This is a genomic window from Nostoc sp. LEGE 06077 (assembly GCF_015207705.1).
Taxonomy (GTDB): Bacteria; Cyanobacteriota; Cyanobacteriia; order Cyanobacteriales; family Nostocaceae; genus Nostoc_B.
In genome coordinates this window covers 40,592-52,144 of sequence record NZ_JADEWI010000048.1, presented here as the reverse complement: position 1 = coordinate 52,144, position 11,553 = coordinate 40,592, and the positions used below count along the sequence as shown (strand labels likewise).

General features: G+C 39.5%; 12 protein-coding genes, 1 tRNA gene and 1 pseudogene. 3 read left to right on the top strand and 11 right to left on the bottom strand.

Going from position 1 to position 11,553, the window contains the following annotated elements:
• The 4 genes and pseudogenes from IQ244_RS24220 to IQ244_RS24205 all read right to left on the bottom strand — a co-directional run.
• Positions 1–185, bottom strand: a pseudogene (locus tag IQ244_RS24220) (IS5/IS1182 family transposase); the annotation flags it as partial.
• Between the two features lie 107 nt (positions 186–292).
• Complete coding sequence (locus tag IQ244_RS24215; RefSeq protein ID WP_193898717.1) at positions 293–1,486, bottom strand: pyridoxal phosphate-dependent aminotransferase; 1,194 nt, start codon at positions 1,484–1,486, stop codon at positions 293–295.
• 55 nt (positions 1,487–1,541) lie between these two features.
• Positions 1,542–1,877, bottom strand: coding sequence for a hypothetical protein (locus tag IQ244_RS24210; RefSeq protein ID WP_193898715.1), 336 nt, complete (start codon positions 1,875–1,877; stop codon positions 1,542–1,544).
• A 293-nt stretch (positions 1,878–2,170) separates the two neighbouring features.
• Entirely contained in the window at positions 2,171–2,572 is a 402-nt protein-coding gene (locus tag IQ244_RS24205; RefSeq protein ID WP_193898713.1) for a fasciclin domain-containing protein, read from the bottom strand.
• 158 nt (positions 2,573–2,730) lie between these two features.
• Here IQ244_RS24205 and IQ244_RS24200 point away from each other — a divergent pair, with 158 nt between their 5' ends.
• Positions 2,731–3,669 carry a putative 2-dehydropantoate 2-reductase gene (locus tag IQ244_RS24200; RefSeq protein ID WP_193898711.1) on the top strand — a complete coding sequence of 313 codons (939 nt, stop codon included), beginning with the start codon at positions 2,731–2,733 and terminating at the stop codon, positions 3,667–3,669.
• Between the two features lie 136 nt (positions 3,670–3,805).
• On the opposite strand, the gene IQ244_RS24195 is transcribed toward IQ244_RS24200, so the two are convergent.
• The 3 genes from IQ244_RS24195 to IQ244_RS24185 all read right to left on the bottom strand — a co-directional run bounded on the left by IQ244_RS24195 (position 3,806) and on the right by IQ244_RS24185 (position 6,931).
• On the bottom strand, positions 3,806–4,300 hold the full coding sequence (locus IQ244_RS24195; RefSeq protein ID WP_193898709.1) for a hypothetical protein: 495 nt from the start codon (positions 4,298–4,300) through the stop codon (positions 3,806–3,808).
• Positions 4,301–4,397: 97 nt separating this feature from the next.
• Positions 4,398–6,527 carry a pentapeptide repeat-containing protein gene (locus IQ244_RS24190; protein ID WP_193898707.1) on the bottom strand — a complete coding sequence of 710 codons (2,130 nt, stop codon included), beginning with the start codon at positions 6,525–6,527 and terminating at the stop codon, positions 4,398–4,400.
• Positions 6,528–6,586: 59 nt separating this feature from the next.
• Positions 6,587–6,931: a hypothetical protein gene (locus IQ244_RS24185; RefSeq protein WP_193898705.1), complete on the bottom strand. Its 345-nt coding sequence runs from the start codon at positions 6,929–6,931 to the stop codon at positions 6,587–6,589.
• 475 nt (positions 6,932–7,406) lie between these two features.
• Between IQ244_RS24185 and IQ244_RS24180 the strand changes: the two genes are divergently transcribed.
• Positions 7,407–7,844: a hypothetical protein gene (locus tag IQ244_RS24180; protein ID WP_193898703.1), complete on the top strand. Its 438-nt coding sequence runs from the start codon at positions 7,407–7,409 to the stop codon at positions 7,842–7,844.
• A 29-nt stretch (positions 7,845–7,873) separates the two neighbouring features.
• Here the strand turns inward: IQ244_RS24180 and IQ244_RS24175 are convergent, their stop codons facing one another.
• Positions 7,874–8,311: an RrF2 family transcriptional regulator gene (locus tag IQ244_RS24175; protein ID WP_193898701.1), complete on the bottom strand. Its 438-nt coding sequence runs from the start codon at positions 8,309–8,311 to the stop codon at positions 7,874–7,876.
• 301 nt (positions 8,312–8,612) lie between these two features.
• On the opposite strand from IQ244_RS24175, the gene IQ244_RS24170 reads away from it, so the two are divergent.
• Positions 8,613–8,684: transfer RNA gene (locus IQ244_RS24170), tRNA-Cys, on the top strand.
• A gap of 144 nt (positions 8,685–8,828) precedes the next feature.
• Here IQ244_RS24170 and IQ244_RS24165 read toward each other — a convergent pair.
• The 3 genes from IQ244_RS24165 to IQ244_RS24155 all read right to left on the bottom strand — a co-directional run bounded on the left by IQ244_RS24165 (position 8,829) and on the right by IQ244_RS24155 (position 11,430).
• Positions 8,829–9,797, bottom strand: a complete 969-nt coding sequence (locus IQ244_RS24165) for a DNA polymerase III subunit delta' (protein WP_193898699.1) — start codon at positions 9,795–9,797, stop codon at positions 8,829–8,831.
• Positions 9,798–9,951: 154 nt separating this feature from the next.
• Positions 9,952–10,581: a dTMP kinase gene (gene tmk / locus IQ244_RS24160; protein WP_193898697.1), complete on the bottom strand. Its 630-nt coding sequence runs from the start codon at positions 10,579–10,581 to the stop codon at positions 9,952–9,954.
• Between the two features lie 9 nt (positions 10,582–10,590).
• Positions 10,591–11,430, bottom strand: a complete 840-nt coding sequence (locus IQ244_RS24155) for a class I SAM-dependent methyltransferase (protein WP_193898695.1) — start codon at positions 11,428–11,430, stop codon at positions 10,591–10,593.
• Positions 11,431–11,553 lie beyond the last annotated feature (123 nt).

Below are 11,553 nucleotides of genomic sequence, written 5' to 3'. Positions count from 1 at the left end.
CTCCAATATTGAATGACCATTAAAACTTGGTCTTCAATAACTAATTTAGGACTGCGACCAGGCTTCTTTTTGTTTTGAGCATCAGCTTTAACTACATCAACCATTAATTCAAAAGTTTTACGGCTTACTCCAGTCATTCGCTTAAATTTTTTTGCAGTAAGCTGTTTGGCTTTCTCTATTTTCACGGCTCCTCAAAGTCCTAATCGCAAATTGCCAAGCCTCTAATTTTACCACAAAACATTTTTGCAAGCGTTCTACTCATACAGTAAAAGACTTTTAACTCTGTAACCTGTCACCTGCGATAAAATTCTGATTTTGTAACTATATTCTGCAAACCTTCAACTAATCTTTCTATCCCTGCGTTGGCTGTATTTTCTTGTAACGCCCCATAAGCAACGCGCAAATAGCAACCATTCTCCATCCCAAAGGTTGTACCAGGAATCACCGCAACTTTATATTCTTGAATTAATATTTTCACCAACTCAAACGCATCCATTTGAGTATGCACTTTTAAAAAGAAATAAAACGCACCATCAGCTTGAGCAATAGTACATAAACCTTGGAGATGATTCAGAGAGTTTATTACTATTTGGCGTACTTTAGCGATCGCACCAATATTTTCCTGTAAATACTCATCTTTCGCCTGCAATGCGCCTAATGCTGCATACTGCGACACCACAGGCGGACAAATCAAAATTGTATCTTGAACTTTTTTGACAGCCACAAGCAAATGTTGAGGAATTACCATATGGCCAATGCGCCAACTTGCAAAACCATAAGCTTTAGAGAGGCTATAGAGCGAAATTGTATGATTGCTACTGCCAGCAAATGCGCCCGGTGAGATATGTTTGACACCGTTGTAGGTAAAATATTCATAAGCTTCATCGCTGATATGGTAGATATGGCGATCGCCACAAATTTGATTTACTTGGCGTAAAGCAGCTTCAGAATAGACAACTCCTGTGGGATTATTGGGAGAAATTGTGACAATAGCCTTTGTTTTTGGCGTAATTGCTGCGGCTAATGCTTCTGGACGCAATTGGTAATTTTCATCCGTCTCTACCAACACCGCACGACAACCCGCCATTGTAATTGCCATTTCATGATTGAAATAATATGGCGTATTCAGAATAATTTCATCACCAGGGGAAGTAATGGCTAAAATCGCGTTCATAAACGCCATATTACTTCCTGCTGTCACTACAACACAGTTATCATCATTAATTTCAATCCCGTTAAAAGCTGACAATTTTGCTGTCAATGCAGTTAATAAAGGCGGAATCCCCTCAACTGCTTTGTAGAGATTGTTTGTCGGTTCCGCCAAAAACTTGGGTAACAGTTCAATTGCTTCTGGTGGTGGACTGTAGGAAACCACACCCTGTCCTAGAGAAATGGTTCCCGGCGAACTTTGAATTAGTTCCCCAACCACAGGAATTATCGGCGACTGAACCGCCTGCATTCGAGAAATTAATTTTTCATTTGTCATGCGTTACTTCCTATCCCCCCATCTCTTTTATCTTGACAGGTGTAGGTTGTTAACATTAGCAAGTCTTAGAAAAATTAGGATGATTGACAAAGCGTTTATGGAGAATTATTGCAGCAATATTCGTCAATAAACAAGTAATTGCCAGAGACAACAAAATGTAAGTAGGAGCCATAACTACACCAATCACAAACCAACTATATACGTGCATTATCATGACTAAGGCAAAAATAGTGGCAAGTCCGACGATGGGCTGCAATTGAGAGATTGGTCTACGTGATACAGTTAAGATGATGGTTAATAGTGTAGCAATTAAATTTGCTGGTACAAGAAAGGCACAGATACCAATACAATTGGTTCGAGAAAATTCTGCTAAGGTATGAAAATCGAGCATTTAGTTTAGATGTAGGGATTACATTTTAAATAAAACAAATTAAATATATTTTTATGTATCTCAAATAACACTAGCATTGATTAAAAGTAAACACTCCGCAAATGTAACATAAATTAAACAATATCAATCTTATTTGATTGATTAACTATTCCCGGAGATAGATAATAGAGCATATCGCAGAGTTTGGTGGAAAAATTTATTGAAAATAACTATAGTTAAACGAATTAAGTATTACTAATAATTAATATTAAAAAAAATAAATAATTCAGGCGGGTACACCCACCTGAATGAAGTTAACCTGGCAAAATTACTGTATCAATAACATGAATGATGCCATTATCCGCATCGATATCGGCTGCTAAGACAGTAGCGTTTTTGATTTCAAACCCGTCAGAACAATCTATTTTAATAGTTGAACCTTCTACAGAAGTCACTGTACCAATTTTTGCTAAATCAGCCTGCGACAACTTCCCAGAGACGACATGATACTTTAAAATTCTTGTCAGTTGCGGAATATTCTGCACCAGAGTTTGGATTGTGCCTGGTGGTAACTTAGCAAAAGCATCATCAGTAGGTGCAAAGACTGTAAACGGCCCTGGACTTTTTAAAGTCTCGACTAAACCAGCCGCTTGCACAGCAGTTACCAAGGTTTTGAAAGCATCGTTACTTACCGCAATATCAACAATATCAGCCATATTTTTTACCTAGTCACTGTTAAAAATTTTAATTTATATTAAAGCTGTTTATTTTTTTTGACAAAAACTTCAGCCAGAAAAGTAGAGTACCATCAAGAAAAATCAGTCTAATTAATAGATACTACTCAATAGTCATTAAAAATTATTTGGGAGCAGCAATGGGCGATCGCAAATACGCCATCATCGGAACAGGTGCATTAGGTGGGTTTTATGGAGCTAAACTGCAAAAAGCTGGTTTAGATGTTCACTTTTTACTCAAGAGTGATTATGAACACGTCAGCCAACATGGTTTAATCATCGAATCCAAAGACGGCGACTTTACCTTACCACAAGTTAACGCCTATAAAGACGTAGCCAAGATGCCACAATGTGATGTGGTAATAGTGGCACTGAAAACAACCCAAAATTATTTATTATCAGAGTTATTGCCACCAGTTATTAAAAATAATGGTGTGGTATTAGTATTACAAAATGGATTGGATATCGAGTCAGCAATTGCCCAAATAGTTGATAATGTCACTATTATTGGCGGATTATGTTTTTTGTGTTCTAATAAAGTCGAACAAGGGCATATTTGTCACTTAGATTATGGACAAATTATGTTAGGAGAATACACACCTAACTATGAAGCTGCGGGAATTACCAGGAAAATACAGCAAATTGCCAATGACTTTCAAAATGCTGGCATAGCAATAGAATTAACAGAAGACTTATTATTAGCCCGGTGGAAAAAATTAGTCTGGAATATTCCTTATAATGGATTATCGGTAATTCTGAATGCTAGAACCGATGAATTAATGGCAGATTCATATACTCGTCAATTAGTAGAACAATTGATGTATGAAGTAGCCGCTGGTGCAAAAAGTACCGGACGGATAATTGCTGATAGCTTCATTCAAAAAATGCTAGATTACACAGTCAAGATGAAGCCTTACCGCACCAGCATGAAAATTGACTATGATGAACAGCGTCCTTTAGAAGTAGAAGCAATTATTGGGAATTCCCTACGCAAAGCCCAAGCCGCAGGTGTGTTTTTACCACAAATTAGCTGCTTATACAATCAGTTAAAGTTTTTGAATAGTAGAAATAAACAATAATTGAGCTTTAGCCATTCACCATATTTGTAGAGTGGGCATTCATCACAATATTCTAGGTTAATTGCGATTTTTCCCGAAAATGCCCACCAATGTGTAGTTCAGAAATAAAATCCGATGACTGTATTCAATTTCCTCATTAAAATCTCAAACCTACACCACCTTGTACAGCCACCGCTGCACCCCCACCATCACGATAAGCATCAAAAGCAATAATCGCATTGCCAAAAATTACAGTATTACTATTTGGAACAACATAATCAACTCCTGGCTGTAAGGCAAAACTAATCTTATTCCCCACAGGAGAAGCACTATCACCACCAGTTAATACCAAACCTGCGCCCAAATAAGCATCTGTTTGCCAATTGAGTGGCAAATCGTAAGATACAGTCGGGACAACCGCTGTATTCTGACCAATTAATGCTTGAGCGCGAAAAGAAATGGGTGCTTCTAACAGCTTGTAGCGAAAAGCCAGAACACCGCCGACTTGGATACCATCAGTCAACCCAACAGTGGGGCCGACACCAACATAGCTTCCATAAGCAACTTGAGCTTGTGCTGGTTGATAACCCATCAACAAACCGAAAACTGTACTAGCTGCTATAAATGAACCTAACTCAAGTAGATACTTCATCACCTGACTCCTCACACCATCATTGGATGTTTTTATGTGCCATTTGTTATTCGTGAGGAGGTAGGATTAAGTATTCTCCTGACTCCCCATCTAAATTTTACGGGCAACGGGGATGAATGCCACCTTGAGTACAAATGTAAGCTAGTTGCTTCGTATCTAAATTTTTCGCTTGAGAAAAATCAACACCTTTAACTACAGCCGAAACCGTACCAGTGTCTGGAGTTTGCACAAATTGATCTGCGGGATCTTGTTTGGTGGGTGCAATAATTGTGTCTTTAAAATCTGCACCTGCGACGTTTGCGCCGCGTAAATCTACAAAACTCAGGTCAGCGTTGCGTAAGTTAGCATTTTCTAATTGAGCAGAGCGTAAAACTGCCCCAGTCATCCGGCTAGTACTCAGATTAGCATTGCTGAGATTGGCATGATCTAAATAAGCTCCAGATAAATCTGCACCTTGCCAATCAGTTTTAGTTAAGTTAGCAAATGATAATTGTGTACCGATCGCAATTACCCGGCCTAACCGCGCAGCATATAGATTAGCTTCGTTTAATTTAGCATCACCTAAATCGGCTCCCGTTAAACTGGCATTTTCTAAAACTGCACCTTGCAAATCGGCTCCCACAAGTTGAGCGCTGCTGAGGTTAGCGCCAATTAAACGCGCACTTTCTAAATTAGCGCGGTTGAGGGACGCACGACTTAAATCACTCCCAGTCAATAACACCCGACTCAGGTTAGCGTCGGTGAGATTGGCTTGTTTCATTTGCACTTGAGTTAAATCAGCGATCGCATCATCAAAAGTATCCCACCGTCCATCTTCACCGACACTACGAAAACGGCTACCCTTGAAACTCGCTTGGTTGAGATCAGCCGATTTTAATTTGAGTCCTGATAAATCAATATTTTCTAAAACCAAGTTGAACGAAGAATTTCCCGTTAGACTGGTTTGACTCAAAGTAGTGCGAGTCAAGTCAAGACCGTTGATTTTGCCGCTATAAACATTCAAAATCTTGTTGATTGTCTGCTGGTTGAGTTGTAGCCGCTTTTGCCACAATTCTCGCTCTTGGGGTGCAGCAGATTGCAGTTCGTTCCCTAGAAACTGATTCTTATTTTTTAATTCGGGGATGGCTGGAATGCCAACGGTTGTCAAAGCTTGTTGAATTGAATTCAACAGTACGGGGTTAGTTTCATTCACCAACAAATCAGCTAAAAATTGAATCGATTGGGGATCATTCAAACCACCCATCGCCAAAATTGTACTTTGGCGTTCTTCCAAACTCGCTCCAGAATTAGGACTCAATTGTTTCACAAGTTCCAAAAACTTTTGGCTATTAACTTGTGTGTTTTCCCGTTGATTTTGTTGCTTTTGGATATAAACTTGTGTACCAATTAAAGCAGCCAGCACCGCAGTCATACTGGCGAGAGTGACTGCAAATAAAGCTAGGTTTGAGTTTTGCCGCATCTGCCGCCACAATGTCGGCAATTTGGTTTCCGTCGCCGCTATTGGTGCTAGGGTGGCTTCGGTGGCTGTGGCTTCTGATTCATTGGTTTTGACTAATGCACCTCTGCCATTGGGGCGTTTTGCGTCAATAGCTTCTGTACCTGCGAACCAATCGTGAAAGGCGCGACGACCTTGGCGGGATGATAAAGCGATACTTTCGCCCAACACCATCAACACAGCCAAAAATGTAAACAGCCCCAAATTAGGAAAGGCAAAACTATAGCGCCAGAGTATGTAAGCAATAGAAACTGGTACAGATAAGCGACCAATGCCTTCTCTAGCGATCGCTCCACTTAAACCAGGGGCTTTACCTTGCTCATTCACAACCCGCACACCAAACCAACGTTTCGGCAAGGTACTGCCAGTTTTTGCTAGTAAATATAATTGCCACCAAGATAAAGTGACAGGTGCAATTAAAGCCAACATCCATAAATAATTCGTCGGCCAGGCGACATTGGGGATGCCGTAGCTGACAGGTAAAGCCAAAGGCCTGGCGATCGCTCTTTGTGTCACTACTAATACCGGATTTAGCGGTACACGATTGAGATCGCTTCTGGAATTGGCATAAGCTCCCAATCCCCAGGGAATTAACCCACTGGCAACCACCAGGGTCATTTCAACTGACCAAGCCGCCAAGCGTCTAGTTACTAACGGCAGTGAATTAACTTTTGCCGGTGTTTTTGACTGACTAGATTGACTATCATTTCTCCTCACAATTGGGGTCGCCATCGAATAATTCCCTTTAAATGTAATAGTTTTGCCATGAATGGCGTGATTAATATAGAGTGCTATTGCTTATGGGAAAAGCTATCAGAAATAAAAAATTTGTATCCAAGATACACTAACCCTGCCAACACTGCCAGACTAATTGCCGAGGTAACAAGTTTTAACACAGCTTGCAACACAGCCAAACCCAATAGCACCGTTACACCCATAACTACCAGCTTTCCCGTACCAGATAAACTTTGAAACCAAAGTTGCGAACGAGTGAAGTACGGTTTAAAGTTGAGAAAATTAAACTGAGATTGCTGTCTGGTTTCTTTGGGTTTTTCCGCTTCTACACTCCCAGCATTAATCTCTGCCTCTAGCTTTTGGAGGCGTTGCTGCCAATCTTCTTCAGGTTGAGGATTCATAAATCTTGTCTACCTCTGCTAAAACACTTGTTCAACAGGTTAGCAATCACATCCGAACTTTTTGCGGTTGTGTTTGTGATTTTAACGAATGTTTGATTTTTCTAAAGCTGAGTAATGACAGAAAATAGGCATCTTGGTTGAAAAATACAGCAGGTGACAACTAAATGAGGTACACAACTGGAGAATTAAATAGAGAAATTCTTCTTTCCTCCTGCCCCCTGCCTTCTGCCTCCTGCCTTCTGCTGCATAAGCACGATGAGAATATCAGTCTACAGTTTTTTACCATTAACACTAATTCTCTGTCCATTTAAAACCAGCGACTTCATCTCTTTTTTATATTTAGCCATATAGTCATACAACATCATTAATAAAATTTTATACTTCGTTTTAGGAACACTGAGGGATTGCTATCGTCTATTAATTCAGACTATTTATATCAATATCGCTCTACAAATATTCGGGAGCATTAACTAATATGAAAATTTTGAGACTATTGAAATTTGTTCCCGTTTCTCTTGTACTGAGTATGGGAATTATCCTGCCTAACTGGGCAGAAGCACCATCAATTCCCATTCCAGCCAAATTACAATCAGACCCGCTAGTTTTAAATGGTAAATCTGGCGGTACTGTTCATAGTAACTGCGGTAACATTTCTACTACACCCAGCCAAATTATCCAAGTTACTGAGTCAATGCCTTATATGCGATTAAGCGTTGACAGTCCAGGACAGCCAACATTATTAATTGACGGGCCTAGCGGCCGCTTTTGTGTTTTAGCAGATAGCTACTCTGGAAACAAACCAGAATTATCCGGTTACTGGCGAGCTGGAAAGTACTCACTCTATGTAGGCGAAATATCTGAGGGGCAGTATAACTATACTCTGGCAATTTCGCAACAAAAAAAGCCTAAATAAACAAAGATGAGGAATTTGCCCTTGTTGTATTAGATATAGTACATCAGGTCTTTTTGTCTGTGGCTAGTTCGCCGTTCACACAAATCTTGTAGTGTGTATTGTTGCAAAACAGCATTGGCGGCTTGACAAGCTTCTTGCCAAACATCTTGAATTACCTGATTTTCTGTATTTTTGGAGTTTTGATGGGATACTGGAGCGATCGCATCTAATCCTTCAATACAAATAAAACAATCCCATATAGTGATTTTATACGGTTCTCGTGCCAAAACATAGCCACCTTTGGCACCACGAATACTTTTAATCAGACCGCCACGCCTTAAAGTTGCTAATAATTGTTCTAGATAACGAATTGGTATATTTTGTAACTCTGCCATTTGTTTAATTTGCAGAGATTCACCACTAGAGTAGCAGGATGCTAGTTCTATCAGGGCTAAAAGTGCATATTCTGATTTGTTAGAGAGTTCCACAGGCGCAATATTTTAAATTTACACCTAAAGCTTTTCAAGTTGTTGACTTTGCTTCTTTCAGTCAATCCTGAGCAAAACTGATCACGCAACTTTATATTTAAAGGCTTGATTTTACTGTACTCATCCTTACCAATAAGAGCAATTATTTTTATTTTTTATTTCAATAAAAATAACTGATTAATGAATGCTCTGCAACGGTGTCAACCACCAAGATATATAATTACGCTGCTTCTTGGTTGATTGAAGCGGGAAAGCCTTTCAATTTGGATAAAACCTTGCTATAATAAATAATCGTGGATACGGCGACATAGCCAAGTGGTAAGGCAGAGGTCTGCAAAACCTCCATCCCCCGGTTCAAATCCGGGTGTCGCCTTTAAGGAAAATCAACTCAAACCCTTTACTGGGGTAAGAGAGACTTGTTTCTAGATGTATCAGATTATGTCAAAATACTTCAATAAATGTCATTGAAGCTGTCTAACATCTGCAACTCTTCACCCCACGGAATCAAACAAACCTTTTAATCTTGCATATTACGTTGTTGATACACTGATAATAAAGTACATTCCCAAACTAAACGTGGTTGAGCGTAAACTAAGAGAGATTTACGTGCCTGTTCTAGTTGATTAATAATTCCCGGTTGATGCCATTGCTGCCAATAGGAATGCTGTAGATAATCAATTAACCACAGTTGTGCTTCTGTATCTAAATCTTGGTCAATTTTTTTACCTAACTCCAAAGCATGGCGAGAAGATTTCGGCGCTGAGGTTAAGTTTGTGAGTAACTCAGGGAGAATAGCTTGTAATTGTTCGTAACAGGCGATCGCACTTCCCGGACTGCCAGCTGCTATATTCAACACAGCCGGATGCTGCAAAATTTCTTGATGATTTGTTCGCATCAATACCTGAGTTAAAGCTGCCGTATCTAAGCGATAAAAAGGAATCTTTTGACAGCGCGAAACCAAAGTTGGCAACACAGACTCAGGCGAAGGTGCAATTAAAATGATGGTTGCTTGTCCTGGTTCTTCTAAAGTTTTCAGTAGGGCATTTGCTGCGGGTTCTGCCATTGTTTGGGCTTCTTCTAGCACCACTATATTTCTCGGTGCTTCTAAAGGGGGACGGCTGAGAAATTCTGTAATTTCCCGAATTTGTTCTAACCGAATTAAAGGTGGTGCTTTACGCTTGAGTTTTTTCTCGGTGGCTTCTGCGGCGGTTAATCTTTGCCCTTGATATTGATATGTTGGCTGTACCCACAACAAATCAGGATGATTCCCTTGTCGCACCCGATTCTGCACAGATGTAACCAGATGGGTTGCGACAGCACTAGAAAATAATAACTCTATAAAACACCGTGCTACTAAACTTCTGCCTATGCCATCTGTACCAACAAACAAATAGGCTGGTGCAACTCGATTTTGCTTCACAGCTTCAGTCAGCAATTCTATAGCTTGTTGTTGTCCTACAAGTTGTGCAAATAAATTAGTAGTCATTAGTCAATTGTAGATTGACTAAGCCTTTTGAGGGAAATAGGGAAGTATTCTATTCCCTATCCTCTCTACGCCTCTGCGTCAGCCAATTGACCCTATTGACAAACGACTAATGACAATTTCCACCAAAAAATTTCCAACTTGAACTAACATCAGCTTACATTTGCAAGTGCTGGCGCACAATTTTTTGAATTAAACTATGTACAGTTTCTTTATTCAAACTGCCATCAACCGGTACGATTCGTGATGTGTGTGTTGCTGCTAACTGGCTATATCCTTGCTGAACACGACGATGAAAGGCGATCGCTTCTTGTTCAATGCGGTCTAAACCTGCTGCGTCTCCTCGTTTGCGGCTGAGTCCTACCTCAACATCGACATCTAACCAAATAGTTAGGTCACTGGTTAAGCCAGCTGTCGCAATATAGTTGAGTTGTTCAATTAAACTCATATTTAAACCCCGACCGTAACCTTGATAGGCAATGGTAGAATCGATGTAGCGATCGCACAGGATATATTTTCCGGCGGCTAAATTAGGCTTGAGTTCTTGTTCGACGTGCTGGGCGCGATCGGCCGCGTATAATAATAGTTCAGTCACAGCTGCAACTGGTTTATCTTCAGACTTCTCCAGTAATAAACGTCGCAAATCTAAACCTAACTCTGTTCCCCCTGGTTCACGAGTGACAACTACCGAAATACCCAAACTTTCCAACCACTGACAACAAAGCTGCATTTGTGTTGTCTTACCGCAGCCTTCTACCCCTTCAAATACAATTAATTTGCCACTCATGTTGATAACTTAGATAAATGCAATTTTATTTTTTTTGCCAATATGAAAAGCCGATATGTATGAAAGTTGCAGACTACCACCGAAGTCATGATCTATTCTTTCACTTAATTCAGCAAATAACACTTTTTTGGTGTCTGGCTCTAATTTTAGATATGGAGAATAAGTATTTAGCAGTGTTAAATATTCATCTGTACTATATACCACTTCAGAGGTAACTTGCCCAAATTGTATATCTTTAAATTGACCTGAATCAACAAGTATACTCTCAAATCCTTTAAATATTTCTTGTTGTCTTTCCCAGCTTTCGTAACGGTCAAGAGATGGCGCGTGTTTTTGATAAACTTCAGATAAACTTTGATAAACTGTATAATTAGGTTGCAATTCTTTATTCCACAATAAAATCAAATAACCATTTTCTTTTAAAGCATTTGCTGCTTTTGGATAACCTACCTCTGGTGGTATCCAATGAAAAGAACTTGCTGCCAATACAGCATCAAACTTATTAGCTTCTAACATCCATTCTTCAAAGGATGTATTTTGAATCTCTACATTTGAGTATGGTTGGCAATTCTGTTTAGCTAACTCAAAAAAATATGGATTTGGTTCTAAACAGAGCATCGAATAAACTAATTTAGCGAATGAAATTGTTGCTGTTGCCGGGCCACAGCCTACTTCTAAAATTTTTGATTCTGTGGATAATTGAGCTAATTTGATAACCTGCCCAATAAAATTTTGTGGATAACGGGGTCTGGCTTTGTTATAAGCATCTGCGGCTGGCGAATACCAATTTTTTCGTACTTCCAGGTCTTGATTAGAAAAGTTAGCTATTGTTTGCTTGAAGTTTTCCATATTTCAGCTAATAGTAATAAGGCATTCAGTAATTTAAATTATTAAGTATATAACAATCTTAAATCCTTCGTGAAATTCATTTCCCTCTTTTTATTATCCTTCTTTGTGTACTACCCTGCGGGT